At 39.6% G+C, this 26748-nt stretch carries 26 protein-coding genes; 19 read left to right on the top strand and 7 right to left on the bottom strand.

Annotation, left to right across the window (positions count from 1 at the left end):
• Positions 1-14 precede the first annotated feature (14 nt).
• From MKX69_RS00640 to MKX69_RS00650, 3 genes are all read left to right on the top strand, one after another.
• The gene (locus MKX69_RS00640; RefSeq protein WP_002290506.1) at positions 15-236 is read left to right on the top strand and encodes a DUF2829 domain-containing protein; all 222 of its coding nucleotides are present in this window, start codon (positions 15-17) and stop codon (positions 234-236) included.
• Positions 233-994: a 3-oxoacyl-ACP reductase gene (locus MKX69_RS00645; protein ID WP_341008298.1), complete on the top strand. Its 762-nt coding sequence runs from the start codon at positions 233-235 to the stop codon at positions 992-994. The genes MKX69_RS00640 and MKX69_RS00645 overlap by 4 nt, the downstream gene beginning before the upstream one ends.
• A 506-nt stretch (positions 995-1500) precedes the next feature.
• Complete coding sequence (locus tag MKX69_RS00650; protein ID WP_341008300.1) at positions 1501-2010, top strand: QueT transporter family protein; 510 nt, start codon at positions 1501-1503, stop codon at positions 2008-2010.
• Positions 2011-2084: 74 nt separating this feature from the next.
• On the opposite strand, the gene MKX69_RS00655 is transcribed toward MKX69_RS00650, so the two are convergent.
• Both MKX69_RS00655 and rpsD read right to left on the bottom strand, forming a co-directional pair.
• Positions 2085-2624, bottom strand: a complete 540-nt coding sequence (locus tag MKX69_RS00655) for a biotin transporter BioY (protein ID WP_002297927.1) — start codon at positions 2622-2624, stop codon at positions 2085-2087.
• Positions 2625-2763: 139 nt separating this feature from the next.
• Complete coding sequence (gene rpsD, locus MKX69_RS00660; RefSeq protein WP_002294265.1) at positions 2764-3375, bottom strand: 30S ribosomal protein S4; 612 nt, start codon at positions 3373-3375, stop codon at positions 2764-2766.
• 261 nt (positions 3376-3636) lie between these two features.
• On the opposite strand from rpsD, the gene MKX69_RS00665 reads away from it, so the two are divergent.
• The 8 genes from MKX69_RS00665 to MKX69_RS00700 all read left to right on the top strand — a co-directional run bounded on the left by MKX69_RS00665 (position 3637) and on the right by MKX69_RS00700 (position 12877).
• Positions 3637-4488 carry a formate/nitrite transporter family protein gene (locus MKX69_RS00665; RefSeq protein ID WP_341008303.1) on the top strand — a complete coding sequence of 284 codons (852 nt, stop codon included), beginning with the start codon at positions 3637-3639 and terminating at the stop codon, positions 4486-4488.
• 27 nt (positions 4489-4515) lie between these two features.
• The gene (locus MKX69_RS00670; RefSeq protein ID WP_002297142.1) at positions 4516-5151 is read left to right on the top strand and encodes a DNA alkylation repair protein; all 636 of its coding nucleotides are present in this window, start codon (positions 4516-4518) and stop codon (positions 5149-5151) included.
• 19 nt (positions 5152-5170) lie between these two features.
• Positions 5171-5944: an HAD family hydrolase gene (locus MKX69_RS00675; RefSeq protein ID WP_341008308.1), complete on the top strand. Its 774-nt coding sequence runs from the start codon at positions 5171-5173 to the stop codon at positions 5942-5944.
• A 407-nt stretch (positions 5945-6351) separates the two neighbouring features.
• Positions 6352-7149 (top strand): TIGR00282 family metallophosphoesterase, encoded by a 798-nt coding sequence (locus MKX69_RS00680; protein ID WP_341008310.1) that lies wholly within the window; start codon positions 6352-6354, stop codon positions 7147-7149.
• Entirely contained in the window at positions 7127-7540 is a 414-nt protein-coding gene (locus tag MKX69_RS00685) for a YlbF family regulator (RefSeq protein ID WP_341008313.1), read from the top strand. The genes MKX69_RS00680 and MKX69_RS00685 overlap by 23 nt, the downstream gene beginning before the upstream one ends.
• On the top strand, positions 7524-10169 hold the full coding sequence (gene mutS, locus MKX69_RS00690) for a DNA mismatch repair protein MutS (RefSeq protein ID WP_002297135.1): 2646 nt from the start codon (positions 7524-7526) through the stop codon (positions 10167-10169). Before MKX69_RS00685 ends, mutS begins: the two co-directional genes overlap by 17 nt.
• 17 nt (positions 10170-10186) lie before the next feature.
• Positions 10187-12295, top strand: a complete 2109-nt coding sequence (mutL, locus tag MKX69_RS00695) for a DNA mismatch repair endonuclease MutL (RefSeq protein WP_341008316.1) — start codon at positions 10187-10189, stop codon at positions 12293-12295.
• Positions 12296-12316: 21 nt separating this feature from the next.
• Positions 12317-12877: a Maf family protein gene (locus MKX69_RS00700; RefSeq protein ID WP_341008318.1), complete on the top strand. Its 561-nt coding sequence runs from the start codon at positions 12317-12319 to the stop codon at positions 12875-12877.
• Between the two features lie 84 nt (positions 12878-12961).
• Here the strand turns inward: MKX69_RS00700 and treP are convergent, their stop codons facing one another.
• Positions 12962-14950 carry a PTS system trehalose-specific EIIBC component gene (gene treP / locus MKX69_RS00705; RefSeq protein WP_341008320.1) on the bottom strand — a complete coding sequence of 663 codons (1989 nt, stop codon included), beginning with the start codon at positions 14948-14950 and terminating at the stop codon, positions 12962-12964.
• A 222-nt stretch (positions 14951-15172) separates the two neighbouring features.
• Here treP and treR point away from each other — a divergent pair, with 222 nt between their 5' ends.
• The 7 genes from treR to MKX69_RS00740 all read left to right on the top strand — a co-directional run bounded on the left by treR (position 15173) and on the right by MKX69_RS00740 (position 19827).
• On the top strand, positions 15173-15886 hold the full coding sequence (gene treR, locus MKX69_RS00710) for a trehalose operon repressor (RefSeq protein WP_002294254.1): 714 nt from the start codon (positions 15173-15175) through the stop codon (positions 15884-15886).
• A gap of 76 nt (positions 15887-15962) precedes the next feature.
• Positions 15963-16409, top strand: a complete 447-nt coding sequence (gene msrB / locus MKX69_RS00715) for a peptide-methionine (R)-S-oxide reductase MsrB (protein ID WP_002294252.1) — start codon at positions 15963-15965, stop codon at positions 16407-16409.
• Positions 16410-16578: 169 nt separating this feature from the next.
• Positions 16579-17181 carry a Holliday junction branch migration protein RuvA gene (gene ruvA / locus MKX69_RS00720; protein WP_002290528.1) on the top strand — a complete coding sequence of 201 codons (603 nt, stop codon included), beginning with the start codon at positions 16579-16581 and terminating at the stop codon, positions 17179-17181.
• 12 nt (positions 17182-17193) lie between these two features.
• Complete coding sequence (gene ruvB, locus MKX69_RS00725) at positions 17194-18195, top strand: Holliday junction branch migration DNA helicase RuvB (RefSeq protein WP_002289812.1); 1002 nt, start codon at positions 17194-17196, stop codon at positions 18193-18195.
• A 28-nt stretch (positions 18196-18223) separates the two neighbouring features.
• Positions 18224-18802 (top strand): TetR/AcrR family transcriptional regulator, encoded by a 579-nt coding sequence (locus MKX69_RS00730; RefSeq protein ID WP_002289813.1) that lies wholly within the window; start codon positions 18224-18226, stop codon positions 18800-18802.
• 51 nt (positions 18803-18853) lie between these two features.
• Entirely contained in the window at positions 18854-19336 is a 483-nt protein-coding gene (locus MKX69_RS00735; protein WP_002307364.1) for a low molecular weight protein-tyrosine-phosphatase, read from the top strand.
• A gap of 116 nt (positions 19337-19452) precedes the next feature.
• Positions 19453-19827 (top strand): hypothetical protein, encoded by a 375-nt coding sequence (locus MKX69_RS00740; protein ID WP_002289815.1) that lies wholly within the window; start codon positions 19453-19455, stop codon positions 19825-19827.
• Between the two features lie 735 nt (positions 19828-20562).
• Here the strand turns inward: MKX69_RS00740 and brnQ are convergent.
• A complete protein-coding gene (gene brnQ / locus MKX69_RS00745; protein ID WP_341008329.1) occupies positions 20563-21915 on the bottom strand; it encodes a branched-chain amino acid transport system II carrier protein in 1353 nt (450 codons plus the stop codon).
• A gap of 146 nt (positions 21916-22061) precedes the next feature.
• Between brnQ and MKX69_RS00750 the strand changes: the two genes are divergently transcribed.
• On the top strand, positions 22062-22652 hold the full coding sequence (locus MKX69_RS00750) for a TMEM175 family protein (RefSeq protein ID WP_341008330.1): 591 nt from the start codon (positions 22062-22064) through the stop codon (positions 22650-22652).
• Between the two features lie 127 nt (positions 22653-22779).
• Here the strand turns inward: MKX69_RS00750 and MKX69_RS00755 are convergent, their stop codons facing one another.
• From MKX69_RS00755 to MKX69_RS00765, 3 genes are all read right to left on the bottom strand, one after another.
• Entirely contained in the window at positions 22780-24129 is a 1350-nt protein-coding gene (locus MKX69_RS00755) for an amino acid permease (protein WP_341008332.1), read from the bottom strand.
• A gap of 167 nt (positions 24130-24296) precedes the next feature.
• Positions 24297-25037: an amino acid ABC transporter ATP-binding protein gene (locus MKX69_RS00760; RefSeq protein ID WP_002317066.1), complete on the bottom strand. Its 741-nt coding sequence runs from the start codon at positions 25035-25037 to the stop codon at positions 24297-24299.
• Between the two features lie 12 nt (positions 25038-25049).
• Positions 25050-26642, bottom strand: coding sequence for an ABC transporter permease subunit (locus MKX69_RS00765; RefSeq protein ID WP_002297081.1), 1593 nt, complete (start codon positions 26640-26642; stop codon positions 25050-25052).
• Positions 26643-26748: the final 106 nt, after the last annotated feature.

A 26748-nucleotide genomic window follows, 5' to 3' on the forward strand; every position in this document is an offset into this window, starting at 1 on the left:
GAAGGAGAAAAAAGATGACATTTGAAGAAATTTTACCAGAATTGAAAAAAGGTGCAAAGATTATTCGTAAAGGATGGAGTGGATTTGAACTTTATGTTGTTCTCGTATCCGATGATGAATTTGATGGCTGTCCGGTGACGCCGTACTTATTGATCAAAACAAGTGACGAAGGTTTTTCCAGCTTCGCTCCTACAGTTTGTGATATTTTAGCAGATGATTGGGCGATCGTAGAATGAAAAACCAGTATCCAGATCTAGCTAAACAGGTTGTATTTATCACAGGAGCTGCTTCTGGAATTGGTGCTGCGCAAGCCCGAGCGTTTCTTGAACAAGATGCTTTTGTATTTGGATTAGATCAAAAGTTCGGTAAAATGGAAGAACTTTCTTTGCGATTTCCTGAAACTTTTGCCTACGCACTAGGTGATGTTCGACAAATGAAAGAACTCCAACAAGCGGTATCGAAATGCCAAAATCATTTTGGTGAAGTTACGATTTTACTGAATACAGCGGGGATATTGGATGCCTACAAACCCTTGATGGAAACTGACGAATCGCTGTGGGATCTGATTTATGAGACGAATGTGAAAAGCATGTATCAGCTGACAAAAATCATCCTTCCTGATATGATCCGCCAAAAAAGCGGAACGATCATCAATATGGCTTCGATTGCTGGCTTGATTGCTGGTGGAGGTGGGATCGCTTATACAAGCGCGAAACATGCGATTGTCGGATTTACCAAACAACTCGCTCTGGATTACGCAGGACAGGGTATCCGAGTAAAAGGAATTGCTCCAGGAGCCATCCAAACACCAATGAATGCGGCTGATTTTGAAGGGAAAGGTGAGATGGCAGAGTGGGTGGCAAATGAAACATCAGTCAAGCGATGGGCACAGCCGGAAGAAGTAGCTGAGCTGACGTTATTTCTTGCCTCTCCTCAAGCAAGCTACATACAAGGAACGATCATCCCAATCGACGGCGGATGGTTGTTAAAATAACCTTGTGTTTTTTTCAAGCTTCTGTATGATAAGAAATAAAGAGAGAACCAAATGGTTGATGATAAAAGAAAGTCGATGATTGTTCCCGACATTCGATGCCGAACAGCCAGTTCAAAAAATTCTTTTTAATAATCGTTAATATTCGAAACTAAGCGGCTTTTCACGACCTTTTGATATAAACGGTGTTCAAAAGCTTGCAACTGCGGTAACAAGTCCAGCCAAATGAAAAATATGAGGAGCTATTTTTCATTTGACTGTTCTTATTACTTGTTGCAGGGCAGCTTTTTCACTACCTTTTGATAAACGGTGTTCAAAAGCTTGCAACTGCGGTAACAAGTCCAGCCAAATGAAAAATATAAGGAGCTATTTTTATTTGACTATTCTTATTACTTGTTGCAGGGCAGCTTTTTCACGACCTTCTGCGGCACTTCAGTTGGAATTTTCTTCCCATCCTTTGGTCGCAGTCATTACCAAGATAAAATTATCTTGCAAAGGAGAAATAGAACATGGAAAAAAATAATACCCGTTCAGCCAAACGCTGGACAACGACAGATGTGACTCGGATGGCGCTAGTCACTGGTTTATATGTGGCAGTGACGCTGGTTTTGTCTGTCTTTAGCTTTGGAGTGATTCAGATTCGTCTCTCGGAGATGTTCAACTATCTGTCCTTGTATAACAAAAGATACATCGTCGCGGTAACAGCGGGAGTAGCTTTGGCTAATATTGCTTCTCCTCTTGGACTGATAGATGTTGTAGTAGGAAGCGTCAGCACGCTGCTTGTATTGCTTATCAACTATAAAATCACTAGTCGCATCAAAAACATGAAAATCAAAATGGCTGTGACAGCATGCGTATTTGCTTTTTCCATGTTTACAGTAGCTGGTCAGCTAACGATTTTATATCAACTACCTTTTTTCTTTAATTGGTGGGTGATTGCTTTAGGAGAATTGGCATCAATGATTGTCGGTGGGATAATTATTTATTGGATCGGTAAAAAAGTGGATTTGTCAAAATAAAGATCTGTTTAATTTAAAATATGGCAGCGTGGAAGAGACTGAATGTTGAGTCTTCTTCCATGCTGCTTTTTTGATTAATTTGTATGAAGAAATCGATTTAGCCGTTTTTTCATCAAGATACCGATATAAGCTGCTCCAGTTGCCTTGATTGCTTCCGGCAGTAAAAACGGCAGTAGTCCACTGGCAAATGCAGTTGTAAAAGTAAGATCACCACTTATTTTCAGCCAGATCGTTCCGCAGATCAATGCAGCAAGAGAGCCCATTAGATTGGCAAAGATTGCATATAAGTAATGAGCATCCGTTCTTTCGATCATCCAACCAGTTATCCACGTTTGTAAGAGAAATCCAATCAAATATCCGCCAGTTGGCCCAAATAAAACAGCTATACCTCCAGTCATCCCTGAAAATACAGGAAGACCAATCAAGCCAAGTAAAAGATAAACTGCAACAGATATCAATCCTAGTTTTCTTCCGAGAAAAGTTGCTGTTAATCCAATAGCAAATGTTTGCCCTGTCAAAGGAACCAAACCAAAAGGAATGGTCATCTGAGAAAGGACAGAAATAATCGCGGCAAATTCCGCAGCAAGTATCAATTCTTTCAATGTTCGGTTCATAACACCCTCTTTTCGTTAACTGAATATTTTTATTTGGTTAACGAAATTGTAAAGCAAAGTGATTACTTTGTAAATAGAAAATATAAAAAAAGACCAGCTATCCAATAGATAGCGGTCTTTTTCAAGAAAGCTTTTGAAATTATAAGCTTTGGTTGTAGTATTCAACGACAAGAGCTTCGTCGATTTCTGGATATAGTTCGTCACGTTCTGGTAAACGAGTCAATGAACCTTCCAATTTTTCAGCGTCAAAGCTTACGAATGCTGGGCGTCCAACAGTTGCTTCTACAGCTTCTTTTACTGTTACGATGTTTTGTGATTTTTCACGAACTGAGATCACTTGACCCACTTCTACGTGGTATGAAGGGATATCAACGCGTTTGCCATCAACTAAAATGTGACCATGGTTAACTAATTGACGTGCTTGACGACGAGTCGTTGCAAGTCCTAAACGGTAAACAACATTGTCTAAACGTTGTTCTAGTAAGATCATGAAGTTAACACCATGTTTACCTTCTTTGATTTTGCTAGCTTTTACGAACAAGTTACGGAATTGACGTTCGTTCATTCCGTACATGTGACGAAGTTTTTGTTTTTCAGTTAATTGCATGCCGTATTCTGATTGTTTGCCACGGCTGTTAGGTCCATGTTGACCTGGTGCGTAAGGGCGACGTGCTAATTCTTTTCCTGTGCCTGACAATGAGATGCCTAAGCGACGAGAAATTTTCCATGATGGTCCTGTATAACGAGACATTAAAATTTCCTCCAATGAATATAAGTTTTTGGAGTAAAATAATCCGTTGAAAAATTCATAATCATATAGTTTGTTCTTCAATCTTCACCTTTGCAGCCGCGGTTACACAATCGAACCCGAGACGGGGCAACAAACTAGGGATGAGTTATTATTTTTCTGCTGCATTATTTTACACAAACTACAGTATATGATAGATCATCCATGAATGTCAAGATAATTAGTACATAAAAACGCTTTACAAACCTAGGCTGTCTTTATAAAATGAGAGGGTATGTGCAAATGGAAAAAAGCGAAGGAAGTTTAAGGAGAAAATCAATGAATCTGGTATCACCATTATTTGAGAAAATCGATGCTTCAATTGAAAAGAAGGCGAATCTTTTTGAAAACAGCTTTTCACGTTACGCTGTTCGAGCGGTTCTCGCCTGTTTGTTTTTGACTTTAGGAACGGCTGTGGCATTTGCGATCGCGATGAAGGGGGAAGATATCGCGCATGGTCTAGGAAAGATTTTATACGCATTTATGTTCAGCTGGGGTCTGGTCATGATTCTATACATGAACGCCGAATTAGGAACATCGAATATGCTTTATATGACCGTGGGTGTTTTTCGGCAGAGACTTGCTTTAAGTAAGGCAGCCAAGATTCTATTTGCCTGTATTTTTTTCAATATGATTGGCGGTATATTATGTGGATTTCTAATTTCTATGACTACGCCATTTCAAGATTTAACGTTGGACAACTTTATGTTAGAATCAATAGCAGTAAAACTAGCAAAACCTGCAGCAACGATTTTGGTGGAAGGGATGTTTGCGAATATCGTTGTCAATACCGCTGTACTGATCAGCATGCGGATGAAAGAGGATGCCGGGAAAGTGATCACAGTCGTATTCATCATTTTCATTTTTGCTTTTTTAGGATATGAACACGTGATAGCGAATTTTCCTGCCTTTACGCTTGCTTACTTTGCTTCTCAAGGACAGATGGATGGAATGACAGTCAGCAATGTGTTACATAATTTGTTTTTTGCTTTGGCAGGAAATTATATTGGTGGCGGTTTAGTAATGAGACTGGGATATGCTTGGCTGAATCAGTCAAAATCATCCTATGTGGACTAAAAAGTCGTTCATTAAAGGGGAAGTGCCATGGAAGTTTTAGTTTTTCCAAAAAATGAGGAAAAAGCGTTACAAATGGAAAAGTACATGAAAAATCTTTTTTCCTTTGCTGGAGTACCTAAGCCGGAACGCGCTCTTTTACAACAACCGTTACTGGATGAGAGCAAAAATTTATCTATTTCTGAAGTTTTAGCTTTTGTTCATTATTATTATGAACAAATCGAAAGAGAGTATCAGTATGTAGCGATCGATTTAGTCCAGAAAAACATCAAACGGCTTACATTTGAAGACTTAGTCGTATTGTTGCCACTAGTTCAGAAAAAAGAATGGTGGGACAGCATCGACTCTTGGAGAAAAGTATACAGCACATGGTGTAAAGCCTACCCAGAGCAGCGTGAAGAGGTCTTTCAATTGTTTGAAAAAAAGGAAGATTTTTGGCTACGTCGAATAGCAATCACGTTGCAATTAGGTTATAAACAGCAAACAGACACAGGACTATTGATCCGAGCAATAGACGAAGATCGTCAAACAAAGGAATTCTTTATCCAAAAAGCAATTGGTTGGGCATTACGCGATTACAGTAAGACCGATGCCGATTGGGTAAAAAGACAGCTGACAACAGATTTGAGTAAGTTAGCTGTTCGAGAGGCAAGTAAGTATTTATAAGAAAGCGAGACGACAAGAGATGAGACGCAAATTATTTGCTTTTGATATTGATGGAACGTTGTTAGATTCAAACAAACAAGCTTTAGATAGCACGAGAGAAGCATTGGAAAAATTACGCAAAGCCGGTCATCTGGTCACGATTGCTACAGGGCGGAGCCGATTTCATGCGCAAGAGCTCATTCGCGATCTTGATTTTACGAACTACATTTTATGTAATGGAGCGGCCGGTTTTTTAGACCATGAACAAGTATATAAGAATTTACTAGATCGCGACCAGTTGGATGCGTTCGTTCAAGAAGCGCATCATGAGCAGATCGATACAGCTTTTGTCAGCTTAGACAATATCAAGCGTTCTTCTTCCAATGATGTAACGGTGATGGAAGAAGCGATGCATTCTTTCGGTGCTGTCTTGCCTGAATTAGATCAGTTTTTTGCAGAGGAACAAGAAATATACCAAGCGTTAGCATTTTTCGATCAAACATATGATGGGAAGTTCTCTTCATATGATAAAATTCGATTTGTCCGCTGGCATGAGAACAGTGTAGATGTCGTACCTAAAAATGGTTCTAAAGCAGCGACAATTCTGCACTTAGCAGAACAAGTAGGCATCCCTCATGAAGACATCATCAGCTTTGGCGATGGACAAAACGACCGTGAAATGTTGCGCATGTCAGGAATTGGGATAGCTATGGGGAATGCTGTGCCAGAAGTACAAGCAGAAGCTAAGATGGTCACTGATACAAACGATCAGGATGGAATTTGGAAGGCATTGAAAGAGTTAAGCGTGATTTAAAAGAGGTTGTGAAAAAGCTGTTCTGCATCAAGTAATAAGCCCAGCCAAACAAAAATAGCTCCTCCTATTTTTCGTTTTTCTGGGCTTATTACCGCAGATGCAAGCTTTTGAACACCGTTTAAGGAAGAGGTCGTGACAGAAGTGGTCAGTTTCAAGAAATAAGAAGGGATTTACGAAAATTGCTTCTCAAATTTTTGTAAAATTACGGCTTATTTCTGAAGAAGTAGATGAAACAACGTTTATTCGGGAAATGGGACTGTGACAAGATGTTTGTCATAGTCCCATTTTTTTATTTTATTTTTCAAAACTAAGAAATGCCAGGAAAGAGTTCCTTTTGTTTGACCTTTTCTTTCTTATTGAAAACAACTATAATATAGAGTGATGTTAAAAGAGAAGAGGAATTTAGTGTGCGGGTATTGTTTATTGGTGATGTAGTAGGTTCAATGGGACGAGAGATGATTACTGAATATCTTCCTAGATTGAAGAAGAAGTACCGTCCGCAAGTAACGATTGTAAATGGTGAGAATGCCGCTTCTGGACGTGGAATCACAGAAAAAATCTATAAAAAATTTTTGCAAGACGGCGTAGATGTCGTGACGATGGGGAATCATACGTGGGACAACCGCGGAATCTTTGAGTTTGTAAATGAAGCTAAAAAGATGGTTCGTCCGGCAAATTTTCCGGAAGGGACGCCTGGACAAGGGATTGTCTTTGTCAAAGTGAACCAAGTCGAACTGGCAGTGATCAACATGCAGGCTCGTTCTTTTATGGTGGACTTGGATGATCCTTTTCGTAAAATGAATGAGCTGGTAGAAGAAGCCAGAAAACGTACGCCGATCATTTTTGTAGATTTTCATGGGGAAACAACAAGTGAAAAACAAGCAATGGGCTGGTTTTTAGATGGGAAAGTTTCAGCAGTGGTCGGTACACATACACACGTTCAGACAAATGATGCGCGAATTTTGCCAAGAGGAACAGCGTATCTGACAGACGTTGGGATGACAGGTCCCTATGATGGTATTTTGGGTATGCGCAGAGAACCTGTAATCGAAAAGTTTCTGACCGCATTACCAAAACGTTTTGAAGTTGTGGAACAAGGCCGATCGATTTTAAGCGGCTGTATCTTGGAATTGGATGATACGACAGGTCATGCAAAAGAAATCCAGCTGATTCAGATCAACGATGATCGACCGTTCATGGAGTAGAAAGAGAGGCAGTTTTTTGCAGCAGGAGCCGGAAATTCAAAAAGAAGTAAGGAAACTGGCAAAACTTTTAAGAGAGAATGAAACGATCATTCGCTACAAAGAACTTGAAGAAAAGATCCAGCAAAACCAGTATTTAGCTGAGTTGAGAGAAAAAATCAAACAAGCGCAAAAAGATGCTGTTCATTTTGCCCACTATGACAAACCAGCAGCAGAACAAGAAGCAATCAAACAAGCGGATCAATTCATGCAAGAATTTGATCAGCATCCGCTTGTTGTAGCTTATAGAAAACAGCTGTTGGAAGCAGATGATCTGCTTCATCATTTAACAACTATGATACAAGAAGAAATCAATGGACAAATAGAGGAGGAAAAACATGCCTCAAAAAACTAAAAATACTCCTATGATGGAACAATATCTAAGCATCAAGGCCCAATACCAAGATGCTTTTTTGTTCTATCGTTTAGGAGACTTTTATGAACTATTTTACGAAGATGCGATCAAAGCGTCACAGCTTTTGGAATTAACGTTGACGAGCAGAAATCGAAATGCAGAAGAACCTATTCCTATGTGCGGTGTACCTCACCATGCAGCACAAGGATATATCGATGCCTTGATTGAAAAAGGCTATAAAGTAGCGATTTGCGAGCAGGTAGAAGATCCAAAGACGACTAAAGGGATGGTCAAGCGCGAAGTGATCCAGCTAGTCACTCCTGGTACAGTCATGGACAGCAAAGGATTGTCGGCAAAAGACAACAATTTTTTAACAGCTGTAGTTAGTCAAGGAAATGAATTTGGCTTTGCTTATGCCGATTTAAGTACGGGAGAATTGAAGACGGCTCGGTTGCATGATGAAGAAGCTGTTTTAAATGAAGCCTCTGCATTGCAGACAAAAGAACTCGTATTAGGCAGTGAGATCACTGATACCCTTCGTGAACAGCTAAGCGGGCGTTTAGGTCTAGTCTTTTCTCAACAAAATGAGATGGAAGAAAACGCGGAATTTAGCTTTTTGACAAGCGAACTAGTCGATCCGCTGGAAAAAGAAGCAACCGGCAAACTATTGACTTATTTATCGGTGACACAAAAGCGGAGTTTAGCTCATATCCAAAAAGCAGTAGAATACCAACCAGATCATTTTTTGAAAATGGATTATTATTCAAAATTCAACCTAGAATTAAGCCAATCTATTCGGACTGGGAAAAAGCACGGCACTCTTCTATGGTTGTTAGATGAAACAAAAACAGCAATGGGTGGCCGTTTACTAAAACAATGGCTAGACCGTCCGCTTATCCAGGCAAAACAAATTAAAGCAAGACAAGAAATGGTCGCTTCTTTGCTAGACAGCTATTTTGAACGTATCGATTTGCAGTCAGCATTAACGAAAGTCTATGATCTGGAACGCCTAGCAGGTCGAGTAGCTTTCGGTAATGTCAATGGGCGAGACTTGATCCAGCTGAAAACTTCTTTAGAACAAGTGCCAATGATCAGAGGGTTGATTGAAGGAATCGATCAAGGTCAATGGCAAAGTCTGCTTTCAGAAATGCAGCCGATGGACCATCTCGTCCAATTGATCGACCAAGCTATCCAAGATGATCCGCCGTTACAAATAACGGAAGGAAACATCATCAAAGATGGTTTCAATGAGCAGCTCGATATGTACCGTTCTGCTATGAGAAACGGAAAGAAATGGTTGGCAGAACTTGAAGCAAAAGAGCGTCAAGAAACAGGAATCAAGAACTTAAAAATCGGATTTAACCGCGTTTTCGGTTATTATATAGAAATTACAAAAGCAAATCTTGGAAATGCAGAACTGGAGAAGTATGAACGAAAACAAACTTTAGCAAATGCAGAGCGTTTCATCACACCAGAACTAAAAGAATTGGAGACACAAATACTCGAAGCAGAAGAAAAATCTGTTGATTTAGAATATCAGTTGTTTTTAGCTGTGAGAGAAGAAGTCAAAAAGGCTATCCAGCCGCTACAAGTACTTGCAAAAGCAATCAGTGCAGTAGATGTGCTACAAAGTTTTGCAACGATCAGCGAACGCTATCAGTATGTTCGGCCAGAACTTGTCAGTGACAAGCATCAGCTTCTGATCAAAGACGGACGACATCCTGTAGTAGAAAAAGTATTAGGACATCAGGAATATATCCCTAACAGCGTAGAAATGGCAGAAGACGAAATGATCTTGCTGATTACAGGACCGAATATGTCTGGTAAAAGTACGTATATGCGACAGTTGGCATTAACTGTTCTGATGGCGCAAATGGGCTGTTTCGTTCCGGCAAAACAAGCAGTTTTACCTATTTTTGATCGGATTTTTACCCGAATTGGTGCAAGTGACGACTTAATTGCTGGACAAAGTACTTTTATGGTAGAGATGATGGAAGCCAATCAAGCCCTGCGTTATGCTACGCCAAACAGTTTGATTTTGTTTGACGAACTAGGGCGAGGAACAGCAACCTATGACGGAATGGCGTTGGCCCAAGCAATCATCGAGTATATCCATCGTCATGTACAAGCAAAAACACTCTTTTCTACCCATTATCATGAACTGACGGTACTTGAGAAAGAACTTCCGCAGCTTAAAAATGTCCATGTTGGAGCCGTTGAAAAAGACGGAGAAGTTGTCTTCTTGCATAAAATGATGGATGGACCTGCGGATAAAAGCTATGGCATACATGTGGCAAAGATCGCAGGATTGCCTTCCAATCTACTAGAACGAGCAGCAGATATCCTGCATACGCTAGAAAATGGTGATAACGGACACCATACTGTTCCAGCTGAAGTAGAAGAGAAAACTAAAACAGCCAAACAGGAGCAAATAAAACCACCTGCAGAAAAAGTAAATCAAGACCATATACAAGACCGTGTAAAAGAAGAAAACCAACAGCTTTCTTTATTCAGTGAATTATCCGAAAATGAAACAGAAGTCATTGAATCACTGAAGCAAATAAATTTACTAGAAATGACGCCAATGGATGCACTAAATACATTATATGAATTACAAAAACAACTGTAGGAAGAAGGCGGATATCGATGGCCAAAATCCAAGAATTATCTGAACGTTTAGCTAATCAGATCGCTGCGGGAGAAGTAGTGGAGCGACCAGCTTCCGTTGTGAAAGAATTAGTGGAAAATGCAATTGACGCCGGCAGTACTCAGATTGATATCTTAGTTGAAGAAGCGGGACTGCGGACGATCCAAGTGATTGATAACGGAGAAGGCATTTTGGCAGACGACGTAGAGAATGCCTTCAAGAGGCATGCGACAAGTAAGATCCATAATCGCGACGATCTTTTCCGCATACGAACGCTTGGATTTCGCGGTGAAGCTTTGCCAAGTATTGCCTCGGTTTCTGAAATGACTCTGGAAACGGCAAATCAGGAAGAAAAACAAGGCACCTATCTGTCGCTGAAAGGCGGAGAAGTTATTGAGCATCGACCAGCACCACTGCGTCAAGGAACGAAGATTACCGTCAGCAATCTGTTTTTCAATACGCCAGCCCGCTTGAAATACGTGAAAACACTGCACACAGAATTAGCGAACATCGGGGACATCGTCAATCGACTGGCATTGAGTCATCCATCGATTGCTTTTCGTTTAGTACATGATGGAAACAAAATGCTGGCAACTGCTGGAAATGGCGATTTGAAACAAACAATTGCGGGAATCTACGGATTATCTACCGCAAAAAAAATGCTGAAAATCGAAGGAAAAGATCTAGATTTTGAGTTATTTGGCTATGTTTCATTGCCTGAGGTGACTCGTGCCAGTAGGAATTACTTATCGACGATCATCAATGGACGTTTTATCAAGAATTTTTCCTTAAATAAAGCAATCGTTGGAGGTTATGGATCAAAATTAATGGTCGGCCGTTTTCCTATTGCTATATTGGAAATCAAGATGGACCCGCTTTTAGTCGATGTAAATGTCCATCCGACGAAGCAGGAAGTCCGGTTGTCGAAGGAAAAAGAACTAACAGAGCTAATTAGTAACGCCATTCAAAAAGCATTGTCCCAAGAAAACCTGATCCCAAGTGCCGCGGATAATCTACGGTTCAAGAAAAAAGTACCAGATCAGCCTAAAACAGAACAAATCGAAATCGATTTGTCCTACGCTTTTGAAGAAGAAAAACCTAAAAAGCCAAGTAGTTTGAATTTTGATCGAGAGACAGGAACCTTTTTCGTAGAAGAACCAAAGAACACATTTGTTGACAGAATTGTTGATAAGTCTGTGGAAAATGTTGAAAACTATTCAGGTTTTTCTGAAGAAAACACCACTTATCCAGAAAAAACAGCGAAAACGGTGGATAAGTTTGGTGGAAATGTTGATAACTTTGTAGAAAAAACAGTGGAAAAATCTGAAAAGAAAGAAATTCCTACTGTGGATAACACGGAAGAAACAAATGAAGAACAAATAGATATATCCTTGGAAGAGGATGAACAGATTTACGAGGAAGAATTGACACTCCACCCTGAATTTGATTTCACTCAAGGAAACGACAAAACATTAGAACAAGTGATCAAGAAACTAGAAACGGAAAAACCAGTTCAACGTTTTCCTCAATTGGAATATTTTGGACAGATGCACGGAACGTATCTTTTTGCCCAAAGTAGCGATGGGTTGTACATCATTGATCAGCATGCTGCCCAAGAGCGCATTAAGTATGAATATTTCCGGGAAAAAATTGGGGAAGTATCTGATGATCTGCAAGAATTGCTTGTTCCATTTGTGTTAGACTATCCAAACAGTGATGCTTTGAAATTAAAAGAGCAAAAACACTTGCTAGAAGATGCAGGGATTTATTTAGAAGAATTTGGTCAAAACAGCTTTATTGTACGGGCCCATCCTACTTGGTATCCCAATGGAGAAGAAGAATCGATTATTCGGGAGATGATCGATATGCTGCTGACAACTGGAAGTGTGAGTGTAAAAAAATTCCGTGAAGCAACAGCAATCATGATGAGTTGCAAACGATCGATTAAAGCCAACCATTATTTGAATGAAGCACAAGCACGTGTGCTGCTGAAGGATCTGGCACGATGCGAAAATCCTTTCAATTGTCCCCATGGCCGTCCAGTATTGATTCACTTTACCAATTCGGATATGGAAAGGATGTTCAAACGAATCCAAGACCCGCATTAAGTCAAAGAGAAGAGGGAAAACATGAAGATTGTATTAGCATCCCAATCACCAAGAAGAAAAGAGTTATTGGCTCATATCGTTTCAGAATTCGAGATTGAACCTGCTGATATCGATGAAACGCCATTTCCAGACGAACAGCCCGTCGATTATGTTCGTAGAATGGCTGAAGAAAAAGCACGAACTGTCTGGGAACAAGATGAAAAAGAAGACCATTTAGTGATTGCCAATGACACGACTGTTGTTCTCAATCAAGAGATCATGGGTAAACCAGAAGATCTGGCTGAGGCTGAATTCATGCTGAAAAAACTAAGCGGGGAAACACATACTGTATATACAGCTGTTGTTTTAAAAGCAAAGGAACGAGAAGAACGGATACTAGCAGAAGCACATGTCACTTTTTATCCTTTGACAGACGAAGAGATCAAACGCTACTTGGAGACGGGGGATTATGCGGATAAGGCAGGGGCATACGGCATCCAAAATGCTGCGAGTGTATTCGTCAAAGAAATTTCTGGAGATTATTACAGTATCGTAGGATTTCCGATTGGTGCTGTCAATCAGGCACTGAAAACATTCATTTAAACAAAAAAGCGGACTATCTGATTTTCGATTGAAAATCCATGATAGCCCGTTTTTTTTATTGAAAAGATTACTTATCTACTCTGACTAAGATTTTACTTCAGCTTTACCGACTGCTTCGCCCGGGCGAACAAGTCCTGATTGGTCAAGAGAAAGTCCTGCAACTTTTTCATTATTGGTCAAAGCAACAATAATGTCAGTTTTCTTGCCAGCTTGTTCTATTTCTGGCAAATCCATTTCAGCAATCAGGGTCTCTGGTGTGACAAGGTCTCCTTCTTTCACGAATACATTGAAAGGAACACCCTTTAGTTCAACAGTATCTAATCCCATGTGAACAAGTACTTCCAGCCCCACATTAGAAAGAATACCAATGGCATGTTTTGTTTCAAAGACACTCGTCACTTTACCGTTTACTGGTGCATAGACTTTGCCGTTTGACGGTTCGACAGCATAACCGTCACCTATCATTTTTTGTGAGAAAACTGGGTCATTTACTTCAGTTATTTCCTTGATGGTCCCTGCAGCGACTGCGAATAATGTTTCTTTTGTTGCAACTGCCGTACCAGTTGCTGAAACAGGTTCGAAAGACTGTGGCGTTGCTGTTGCGCCATTTGCTGTTTGAAGTTGTACATCAGCAGCATTTTCAGGAACAGCAGGATCAATCTTATTCAAAATTCCCTGACGTCTAAAGATGATCGTCAAGCCAAATGGAATGATGACAGCAATGATCATTGCGATGATGAAAGGTACCCATGTTTCTGCTTGGATAGCTAGTATTCCTGGCAAACCACCTACTCCGATCGCGTTAGCTCGAACACCCATCAAGTTAGCAAACATGCCAGCTAATCCAGAGCCGACCATTGCAGCGACGAAAGGATAGACGTATTTCAAATTGATTCCGAACATAGCAGGTTCAGTTACGCCTAAGTAACAAGAAATCATTGCTGGAATCGAGATTTGTTCTTCTTTTTTATTCCCACGATGTAAGAAGATGATGGCTAAGACTGCAGAGCCTTGGGCGATATTTGATAAAGCAATCATCGGCCATAAATTCGTTGATCCGAAATCTGCAATCAGCTGCATATCGATGGCATTGGTCATATGGTGGAGACCAGTAATCACTAAAGGAGCATACAGGAATCCGAATACGGCACTAAACAACCAGCTGATAGAAGATGTCAATCCAGTATTTACGATATTTGAGATCCAGCTTCCGACTGTCCAGCCGATAGGACCTAAAATAACGTGTGAAGCTAAAACAGTTGGTAACAATGAAAACAATGGAACAAAAATCATCGAGATCGACTGAGGGATATATTTGCGGAAGAAGATTTCTAGATACGCTAACATAAACCCTGCCAGCATGGCTGGAATGACTTGCGCTTGATAACCAATCATCTGGACTTGAGCAAAACCAAAATCCCAAAATGGAATATCTGCTGCGGCTGTGGAAGCTACACTATAAGCATTTAATAATTGCGGAGAAACTAACGTAATTCCTAAAACGATTCCTAATATTTGTGTAGTACCCATCTTTTTTGCAATACTCCAAGTGATACCTACTGGAAGAAAATGGAAAATTGCTTCACCCGGTAACCACAAAAAGGCATTGACACCATTCCAAAACTTCGAGTGTTCAACGATTGTTCCACCAAGACTTTCAAACTGGATACCTTCAAGTACATTTCTGAATCCAAGGATCAATCCACCGACAATGATTGCAGGAATCAGTGGTGTAAAGATTTCTGCTAAAACGGCAATAGCACGTTGAACGGGATGAAGGTTTTGTTTTGCAGCTGCTTTTCCTTGTTCTTTGGAAACCCCTTCAACTCCAGATACTGCAACGAAGTCGTTATAAAAAGTAGAAACATCGTTTCCTATGATGATTTGGAACTGTCCTGCATTCGTGAACATCCCTTTTACGCTAGGTATATCTTCGATCGCTTTTTCGTCCGCTTTTCCTGGATCATTCAGGACAAAACGCATACGAGTCGCACAATGACTAACTGCAGCAATATTTTCTTTTCCGCCGATATCATGTAACAGCTTCTCGGCATCTGCTTGATATTTTGCCATATCAATAAACCCCTTTCTCTTAACTTGTCTATGCAAGTTGTTTCTTCATTTACTATACTTTTTTTCGGAGAGAATTGCAAGCGTTTTATTAAAAAGTACGAGAGAAAATGATATCGTTTTAAAAAGCTTAAAATAAGCTTTTCTTAAAAATAGGAACATTGAAATACAAAAAGAGCTGTAGTATAGTGAAGAAATGATGGAAGAACGAGTGAGGGAAAAAACATGAATAAGTTCAATGAAATTTTTTTAGATTTGGAACAGAAAATTTTAGCTAAAGAATATCCTCCGCATTCGCTTTTACCCAGTGAGAACCAATTGATCAAAATTTATGGTGTTTCACGAGAAACAATTAGAAAAGCGCTGAATCTTTTGACTACGGAAGGTTATATTCAAAAAAAACAAGGAAAAGGTTCGATCGTACTGGATCGGAATCGCTTCGACTTTCCTATTTCTGGATTGACTAGCTATAAAGAGCTACAGGAGACCCAACGTATTCCAAGTGAAACGATCATCCATACGTTAGAAGAAACAGAAGTGACAAAAGCATTGAACGAGATCACTGGCTGGGAGATCGGTGCGCCTGTTTGGCATTTGATACGCGAAAGAAAAATCAATGGCGAAGTAGTTATATTAGACACCGATTATCTATTAAAGGAAATCGTTCCTATTTTAACTCCAGCACAAGCACAAGGATCGATCTATGAATATTTTGAAAATGAGCTTTCTTTGACGATTGCTTACGCGCAAAAGGAGATCACAGTAGAAGAAGTAACGGAAATCATGAAAACAGCGATGGATCTTCACGATGACACTTATGCAGTAGTAGTCAGAAGCCTCGTTCATCTGGAAGATACCCGCTGTTTCGAGTATTCTGAGTCGGTTCACCGATTAGATAAATTCCGTTTCGTTGAGTTTGCCCGACGCCGAAAAGTGTAAATAGTTCAAAAGAAAGCAAATTGTTGGCATCTGTCCACTTTGGCGCTATGATAGGATCACAAAGGGGGCATTTTTAATGGATAAACCAATAAGACCAGAAAAAGAAGAACTGAAAGAAAAGTTATCACCCATGGCTTATGCAGTCACACAAGAAAATGCAACAGAACGACCATTTAGCGGGAAATATGATGATTTTTACGAAAAGGGGATCTATGTAGATATCGTCAGCGGTGAACCGTTATTCAGCTCTGCAGAAAAATATGATGCAGGTTGTGGCTGGCCATCATTCAGCAAACCAATAACGAAAAGACAAGTGCGCGAAAAAGCCGATTTTTCTCATGGCATGCATCGAATAGAAGTTCGAAGCAAAGAAGCAGATTCTCATCTCGGACATGTGTTTACCGATGGACCAGTAGATCAAGGTGGTCTACGTTACTGCATCAATTCTGCCTCACTGAAATTCATTCCATATGAAAAGATGGATGAATTAGGTTATGGGGAATTCAAATCACTTGTAGAATAATGGAAATACACAAAGAGCGGTACAATACGGGGATTTACTCGATCGTCCGCTCTTTTTTTATTCAAGCGATTGCTATTTGAAAGAAACGCTCCCCAGACTCCTTTTTTCACAAGGTGAAATGTGCTACAATAAAGGGAACGTATGTGTGCAAAAGAAAGAGGACTAGAATATGTATGAATATCTGACAGGTGTGGTTACCTTTATCAACCCCTATTACATAGTAGTAGAAACCAATGGTATCGGCTACCAAATCGCACTAGGAAATCCTTACCGCTACAGTAGCAAACTAAATCAAAAAATAAAAATTTATGTCCATCAGGTGATACGTGAAGATGCGCATCTTCTGTATGGATTTGATTCGCTAGAAGAAAAGCAACTGTTTTTGCGATTAGTAAGTGTTTCAGGAATCGGTCCGAAAAGTGCCCTTGCAATCATGGCAAGCGAAGACCACTCCGGTTTGATTCAAGCAGTAGAATCCAGTGATGTCACTTATTTGACGAAATTTCCAGGAGTAGGGAAAAAGACAGCACAACAAATGATCTTGGATCTAAAAGGAAAATTCGGTGAGCTGAGTATCGATACACCTTTTAGTCTATTTGATGAAGCAAACACAAAAGACGCTACAGCTCTATCTGAAGCAATGGAAGCTCTCTCGGCTCTTGGTTACAGTGATCGAGAAATCAAACGTGTAGAAAAACAATTAAAAGAAGTCGATAATCAGACAACGGATGAGTATCTACGCCAAGCACTCAAGCTAATGATGAAAAAATAAGGAGGAGACCAAATGACAGATGAATACTTGTTATCACCAGAATCTGGCGAAAATGAACTGAGTTTGGAAAAATCTCTTCGACCACAGCTGCTTTCTCAATATATCGGACAGAGAAAAGTCAAACAAGAACTTCAGATTTACATCGAAGCTGCCAGAAATCGGGAAGAACCTTTAGATCATGTTCTGTTGTACGGGCCTCCTGGATTAGGAAAAACGACGATGGCCATGGTCATTGCTAATGAGATGACCGTAAATATTCGTACGACGAGTGGCCCTGCTATCGAACGTCCGGGTGACTTAGTAGCAATCTTGAATGAACTGGAAGCAGGGGATGTCCTGTTTATCGATGAGATCCATCGATTACCTAGAGTGGTAGAAGAGATGCTTTATTCAGCTATGGAAGATTTCTATGTAGATATCATGGTAGGACAAGGGCCAACCGCACATCCGGTTCATTTCCCTCTTCCTCCCTTTACTTTGATTGGCGCGACGACACGGGCAGGTATGCTTTCTGCACCTTTACGAGATCGATTTGGCATCATTTCTCATATGGAATATTATGACGAACAGGATCTGCAGGAGATCGTTTTACGTTCTTCGGATATTTTTCAAACAGAGATCATTGAAGAAGGGGCATTGGAAATTGCTCGCCGATCACGAGGAACGCCTAGAATTGCTAATCGCTTGCTCAAACGGGTTCGTGATTTTGCGCAAGTCCAAGGAGACGGGAAAATCGATCGTCCTATAGCGGATCAGGCACTTACTTTGCTACAGGTCGATCAGGCTGGATTGGATTATGTTGACCAGAAATTGTTGCGAACAATGATCGAGTTATATGGCGGCGGACCAGTAGGGTTAAGTACGCTTTCAGTAAACATAGGAGAAGAGCGTGAGACGGTAGAAGATATGTATGAACCGTATCTGATCCAAAAAGGATTTTTAAAGCGTACACCTAGAGGGCGAATTGCTACTGCTTATGCCTATGAACATTTTGGTTACGACTATCATATATGATTTTTGCTTTTAGATTGGAGGAAAATGAATGAGTGATACAACACGTACGAAACAATTGATCAAAAACGTATTGATTGATTTGTGCCAAACGCAATCTTTTCGAAAAATCAGCGTCCAAAAAATCGCAAATGAAGCAAAAATCAATCGACAAACATTTTATTATCATTTTACAGATAAATACGATTTGCTTCGTTGGGTCTATTGTGAGGATGCATTGCATTATTTAGATCCACAATGTCTTTCACTTGATAATTGGGAAGAGCAAGCATTGAAAATGCTGAAAGCAATTGCTGAGAAGAAAGAATTTTATGCAAATACTGTGCTTTCTGACCCAGAAATTTTACAAAAAGAGTTTTCTCAACTGATCCAAAAATCATTTATCAAGATTTTTGAACAAATGGATGAAGAAAGACAACTTTCTGCAAGAGACAAACTATTTTATGCTCGTTTTTTTTCTTACGGTTGCAGTGGTGTATTAGTCAATTGGATCACGAATGAATATGAAGAAACACCGATGGAAATCGCTATGCAGCTTTTCCGTTTAGCCAAGGATACGGAATTATATTCTTATCGTCTTTATGCAAAAGAAGAGTTGGAAGAACAGTAATAGAAAAATTTTTTGTTGGAAAAGCAATGATCACTAAAAGGAGATGGGGAAATGACAAAAATTTTATTTGTTTGTTTGGGAAATATTTGCCGTTCACCGATGGCAGAAGGCTTGCTGAGAAAACGAATAGCATTAGAAGGAAGGGAAGCAGAATTTTTTGTGGATTCTGCTGCTACAAGCACGTATGAAGTTGGAAAGACACCGCACCCTGGAACGAAAAAAATATTAAACCAAGAAAAAGTAGATATGACGAATATGGTTGCTCGGCAAATCACACCCCACGATTTTGAAACTTTTGATTGGATCATTGGCATGGATCAAGAAAATGTAGAAGAACTGAAACGAAGAGCACCACGCTCAGCGCAGGGGAAAATCCATTTGTTTTTAAGTAGCATTCCTGGAAAAGAAAAAGAAAATGTTCCCGACCCATACTATACCAATAACTTTGATGAGACATATCACTTGATCACAGAAGGCCTGGATCATTGGTGGAATATTTGGATTGACGGAAATAAAATAACAAATAATTTGTAAAGTTAACGTTTTCTTTTTAAGGCGATGTTAGAGCATTTCCTTGTTTTTTTGTAAAATGTTAGGTAAAATAAAATTAATTAAGTAACACTTTCTTAGCTAAAGGAGGAGTGCATTCGATGAACGAAGAGACAGTATCGCCAATGAAGAAGCTTACGAAGTTAGTTACTCATACTTCGTATCAACTTTTTGATTCTTTTGTAAATGACACTGAAGAACATGCTAAGAATGTACGATTGCAAGGAAAGTTTATTCTTGAGCTGCAAAAAGCTGCTACTGAACATAGTCTAGTTATCTTACAAGTAAGAGCGAATCGTTTGAGTAGCAAGTATGAAACGATCTCAGGCTGGGTGGCGACAAAAACGGTCGAAAAAGACCGAGTGATGATCCGCCTACAAAACGAAGAGCAGCAGATCCGGATGGTTCCTGTAGAACAAATTGAAAAAATAACAATCCTTTCACCAGCAGGGGAACAGGAACGGTTATCAAAATAATTTATACCAGATAGAAAAGTACGTATGAGCTTGTACCATCAATCATTACTAATCAGAAATAACCGAATGCTTTAAGCTGATATCAGTAAAACGGAACGTTTTAGGATGAGTATCACAGCATGACAGCATTGGGTTGATTAGTTGAATCGATTGGATGGTACAAGTTTTTTTGATAAAAAAAGGTCCTGCTAGCCGGGGAGCTAGCAGGATAAGGAGTTAAAAATGAAAAAGTGTTGTTAGGGTTGTTTGTTGGTATGCTTATATAATAGTCCCTAGTTGTGAATATTTTGTGACGAAAGTTTTCGAAAGTTGTTAAGTTTTTTTTGCGAAAACTATTTTTATATCATATATATGTCTAAAATCTATATTATAAAAGAAATGTTGTTCGATCAGCTACTCTTCGGTATTAGTTCAAAACAAAACGGCAACGTATATGGAGCTACTTTGCCGTTTTGTTTCTCTAATACTCAGGTCAGTTTATAGACGCTCAATAAACGGTGTTCAAAAGTCAGTTTCTCGGTATTAAGTCAAATTTATGCAAAAATGTGAGAAGCCATTTTCACAAAATATTTCTTAATACTCGAAACTAAGCGGCTTTTTCACGACCACTCAATAAACAGTGTTCAAGAGACAGCCTATCGGCAATAAGGCACAATTTTGTAAAATATGAGAAGCTATTTTTCAAAATTACTTTTTATTGCTCAAGGCTGAACGTCTCTTTCACAACCTCTTTTATCAATCTGCTACTTCTTCTTTCTTAGCGAAACTCCAAATCAGTCCGATAACAAAACCGATAACTGCTGGTACGATCCACCCCATCCCCAATTTGAAAAACGGCAAGTAGCTTTCCGCAACATGTAAAAGATTTTGAACAATAGGTGTTTGTTTGATAGTTTCTGGGCAAGCGTTCAACCCATCAAAAATCGAAGCAATCAATGTAAAATAAGTAGTCATTCGATAAACAGCCGTACGCTGCTTAAACAAAGGACCAACTAACACTAGTAAAATCAGTGTCATTGCTAATGGATAGATGAACATCAAAATAGGCAACGAAAATTGAATGATATTCGTCAAGCCTACGTTTGCCGCTAAACAAGGAAGGATACTAGCAAGTGCAACAAAGAATGCGTAATTTCTTTGCGGAAACAAATCTGTGAATGTTTCTGCAAAAGCTGTAATCAAACCAATACCGGTCTTCAAACAAGCTAATATAACGATAAATGCTAATAAGATACTGCCATAAGTACCTAAATAATGATCAGCAATCTGAGCCAGCGTGATCCCGCCATTTTCACTTAGAGCAAAGCTACCTAAGCTCATAGCACCTAAATAAGCGAGCAAAGTATAAATGATTCCCATCAATATAATGCTGATCGCACCAGATTTGATCGTGTCTTTAGCGATTTCAGCAGGTTTTGTTACACCCATGTTTTGGATTGTTGTGACAATGATGATCCCAAATGCTAAAGCAGCAAGCGCATCTAATGTGTTATATCCTTGAGTAAACCCTGTGAAAAAAGCATGCTCTTGATAATTTGGCTGAATAGGCGCTTGATTTACAGAACCTAGTGGATTCAAAAAAGCAAGGAGAAGCAAAGCACCTAATAAAACCAAAAATACAGGATTCAGGAACTTTCCAACATAATCTAATATCTTTGTCGGTTTTCTTGAAAACCACCAAGCCAGCACAAAAAATACAATACTGAAAATTGCTAGATATAGCGTCTGTCTGCTAGGATCGATAAATGGTGCTAAACCAATCTCGAAAGATGTGGTTGCAAGGCGAGGTAAAGCAAAAAACGGTCCGATAACTAAGTAAAGCAAGATGGTAAAAACCATCGCATATGTTTGATTTATCCGTTTTGCTAATTCATATACACCTGAGCTTTTCGATACACCAATGGCAATCACCCCTAAGAAGGGAAGACCGATACCGGTAACCAAGAAACCTAGATTCGCCCAAAAGGTAGCTGCGCCTGCTTCTTGTCCCAAGTGAACGGGAAAGATAAGATTTCCAGCACCAAAAAATAGACCGAAAAGCATGGAGCCTATAAAAAGATAGTCTTTAAATGATAATTTTTTTGTCATACATAACTCCTTTACGGTTTTTTTAAAAGTAACAAAATTTCGAAAAATATGCAACAATTTTCAGAAAATTTCCTATATAAAACGATGGTTATTTAATAACGTAAGTGATAAAATAAAAGCGCTGAATCATCTGAGGAGGAATCATCGTGACAAAGTCGAGATTAGAAGCATTTACTGATGAAGTGGTAGCCATTGTTTTGACAGTTCTTGTATTAGAGATCAAGATCCCTAATCCATCTAGCTTTCATTCTTTATGGGTCATCCGAAATACATTATTAGCTTATACCATCAGCTTTATATTTGTTGCGGTGATCTGGGTGAACCATCATCGTATATTTCAGATGGCAGAACGAATTAATTACCGAGTGGTCTGGTCGAATATCTTTTGGTTCTTCTGGCTGACTTTATGTCCTTCTGTTACTAGTTGGGTCGGGCGTAACCCTGAAGCTTTTTGGCCTAAGATGGCTTATGTCTTAGTATACACGATGTGGAGTTTTTCTTTTGGTATCTTGATGAGGCAAATCATGAAAGCAAATAAACCAGATTCCCATGTCGTGAGAGTTTTGTCAAAGGACCGTCGAAGTCTTATCTCCATGATGATTAACTTATGCTTGATTGCCGGTGTCTTTTTTGTACCGTTGATCGGGTTATTCGGACGTTTTTTTGTATCTGGTATTTGGATTTTTTCCTATAAAAAAGCAGATGCCTATTATCAGCGGTTGTTTCCGGGGAAATAGAAAAGAGGCTGGGACAGAAGCGTTTAACTCCAAGAAATAAGCCGAAATTTCACAAAAATTTAAGAAGCAATTTTCGTAAATTCCTTCTTATTTCTCGAAGCTGACCACTTCTGTCACAACTACTTTCTTACTTCTTACGTTCATATTTCATATGATAGATCAGTAATAGAAGCAAGAACCACACAGGTGTTAGTAATAAAGCGATTCTCGTATCTTTTCCTAGGAACAAGACGACACACACAAAGGCCATGTAAAGAAATACCAGATAATTACTAAATGGGTACAACGGCATTTTAAATGAATGAGCTTTTTTGCCGAGGATACTTTTACGATATTTCATGTGCGTGTAGACAAGCATACTCCAGATAAACAAGAAACAAGTAGTGGCAATACTGCTTACTAGTGTGAATACTTCACTAGGCATAACATAATTCAAGATAACAGAAATGAAAATGACGATAGTAGAAAATGTCAAAGCATTCCCTGGCACATGATGTGTTGTTAACTTTTTGAATTTTTTAGGGGCACTGCCTTCTTGCGCTAAAGAACGAAGCATACGTCCTGTACTATATATTGCACTGTTGCAGGCAGAAGCTGCTGCACTTAATACGACTAAATTGATCAAGGAAGCAGCAATCGTGATCCCAATTTCCGAAAATACTTCTACAAATGGACTGTTATCTGGATTCAAGCTGTTCCATGGATAGATTGCCATAATGACAAAAAGAGATCCTAAGTAAAATAAGATGATCCTGATAGGAATATTATTGATAGCTTCCGGCAACACTTTTTCAGGACTTTCTGTTTCTCCAGCGACTAATCCAACTAATTCTATCCCAGCAAAAGCAAAGGTTACCATTTGGAAAGCTAAGATAAATCCTTTTGCACCAGTTGGAAAGAATCCGCCATGAGACCATAGATTCGTGATACTGGCTGTGCCAATATCTGTCGTATAGTGGGTGAGGATCATATAAGCTCCTACGAGGATAAAGGCAATGATCGCTACAACTTTGATCAATGCAAACCAAAACTCTAACTCACCAAACAATGAGACAGCCACCATATTCAAGCAAAGAAGAAGACCTAATGCAATCAGTTCAGGAAGCCACTGAGGAACACCAGGCGCCCAGTAGCGTACATACATTCCGATGGCTGTTAAATCGGCCATTGCAATCGATACCCAGCAGAACCAATACGTCCAGCCAGTGATGAAAGCCGCTTTTTTGCCAAGATATTCTGCAACAAAATCCAGAAAAGAATGGTTATTGGTATTTGATAACAGAAGTTCGCCTAACGCACGCATAATGAAAAAACAGATGCATCCAGTAATAAGATAGGCGAGCAATATCGAAGGGCCAGCTAGCTGGATAGACTTTCCGGAACCTAAAAACAACCCCGTTCCAATCGCTCCGCCAATAGAAATCAGTTGGACATGTCTATTTTTCAGTCCACGCTGCAGTTCTTGCTCTTCATTCATTTTTAAATCATCCTAACTAAAAAAGTTTAATTACTTCCATATTAAGAGAGTTTTCTGAAAAACACAACTAAGATTCCAAAATTTTCAGAAATTTACCTTTTATGAGTAATTCATAAAAAAGAACTGCGGTAAACACCGCAGCTCCCTGTCTCGATCAGCTATTGATCCTAAGCATTTAAAATACGTGAAAGGAATTCTTTTGTACGTTCTTCTTTCGGATGGACAAAGATATCTTCTGGTGTACCTTCTTCTGCAATCACACCTTTATCCATAAAAATGACACGGTCAGATACATCTTTTGCAAATTCCATCTCATGCGTCACGATAAGCATTGTCAAGCCAGTATGTGCTAAGTCTTTGATCGTATTAAGCACTTCACCAACCATTTCAGGGTCTAACGCCGAAGTAGGTTCGTCGAATAGCAATACATCTGGATTCATTGATAATGCCCGAGCAATTGCGACACGCTGTTTCTGTCCACCAGATAATTGTGCTGGTTTGGCTTCGATATAACGATCCATACCAACTTTTTCCAGATTTTCGATTGCTACTTTTTTGGCAGTTTCTTTATCTCGTTTCAGGACAGTTGTTTGACCAGACATACAGTTTTCCAAGACGTTCATATTGTTGAACAGGTTGAAAGATTGGAAAACCATACCTAGATTCGTTCGATATTTAGGTAAATTATATTTAGGAGCTAATACATTTTCTCCATTATAAATGATCTCGCCGCCTGTTGGTTTTTCCAGTAAATTGATACAGCGCAAGAAAGTAGATTTACCAGAACCGGAAGAACCGATGATCGTCACAACTTCACCTTTATTGACTGTTACGCTGATATCTTTCAATACTTCATTTTCACCGAAGCTTTTTCTTAGATGATTGATTTCAATAATTTTTTCATTCATGATTCTTCCTCCTTATTCCTGCAAATTTGAATTGTCGATTTCTTCAAGCTTGGTATAAGCTGAAGGACCATCGATTTTCTTTTCTACCGCCCGCAGGATTCTGGTGATCGTAAAGGTCATGACTAAGTAGATGATCCCGACGATCGTAAATGTTTGGAAGAATTGGAAATTCGCACCGGAAGCAGAGTTTCCTTGGAAGAACAAATCAGCTACGCCGATTACACTTAAAACTGCTGTATCTTTGATATTGATAACAAACTCATTTCCTGTTGCTGGCAAGATATTCCGTAAAACTTGTGGAATAACAACTTTTCTCATCGTTTGGCCATGGGTCATACCAATGGCTTGCGCAGCTTCGAACTGCCCTTCATCTACTGCAAAAATCCCCCCACGAACGATCTCTGTCATGTAAGCTCCAGTATTGAGAGAGACAATAAACAAAGCGGCAATCGTTCGGTTCAATGAAATGCCAAAAGCGAGTGCCAGACCGTAGAAGATGACCATTGCTTGTACCATCATCGGTGTCCCGCGGAATACTTCGACATAGATAGAAAGAAGTGCATTTCCGATTTTTTGGAAGAAGCGAGTCAGTGCATTTCCTGATTCAGGTACCGAACGGAAGACACCAATCAGTAATCCAAGTGTAGTACCGACAACTGTCCCGATCAATGCGATGAACAAGGTAAGTCCAGCACCTCGTAAGAACATATTACCGTATTGTTTCCAAATCGTAGTGAAATCAGAAATGATGCCAGGTTTTTCTTCACTATCAGTTGCAGCAGGCTGATCTTTGACTGCTTGGTCCATAATTTTGGTTCGTTCATCGTTAGAGATGCCAGAAAGAATCTGGTTTACTTTTTGGATATCCGGGTCGCCTTTACGCATACCAACAGAAATCTGAACATCTTCCGGGTTTGTCTGGAAGCCATCTGCACCGCTGAATTCAAGCATTTCCAAGTCTTTGTTCACACTAGTTGCCGTTACACCTTCCGGACGTTCGCTGACATAACCATCGATCATTCCAGAAGCTAAAGCTGTTCTCATTGCTGAGAAATTATCCATTGCTTGTTGTTTCTGCACATCTGGTATCTGATCGATCACGGTATAGTGGAATGTATTTAACTGAGCAGTGATCTTTGCTCCAGAAAGATCTGCTAAACTTTTTGCTTTTGCATATTTGCTATCTTTTTGAACTACTACTACTAATTGTGATTCGTAATAAGGATCGGTAAAATCAATTTCTTTTCGTCGTTCAGCAGTAGGGCTCATTCCGGCGATGATCGCGTCGATCTTGCCTGATTGAAGGGCAGGAGCCAGACCATCCCATTTCGTTTGGACGATGACTAATTTTTTCCCTAAACCATCTGCTACTTTTTTAGCGATTTGAACATCATAACCGCCGGCGTAACTATTTTGGCCTTGAATTGGCAAGGCATTATTCTCATCTGTTTGTTGAGACCAGTTGAAGGGTGCATACCCAGCCTCCATACCTACGCGAAACTCATCGCTCGGTGTTTTTTCATCTGCATTTGCCAGAGATCCCACACTGAATAGTGAGAAGACAAAAGCAAATAGTACGGCAACTGAAACCATATTTTTTTTCATTTTTTTCTCCCTTTCTGATTATATGATACACGAGCGGTCTAGATGAAATGCGGTAAAGCTTTATCTGAAAAAATAAAAAGCGACCGATTTATAGATATAAAAAGGC

The organism is Enterococcus sp. FSL R5-0957, from assembly GCF_038008005.1.
Classification (GTDB): Bacteria; Bacillota; Bacilli; order Lactobacillales; family Enterococcaceae; genus Enterococcus_B; species Enterococcus_B faecium.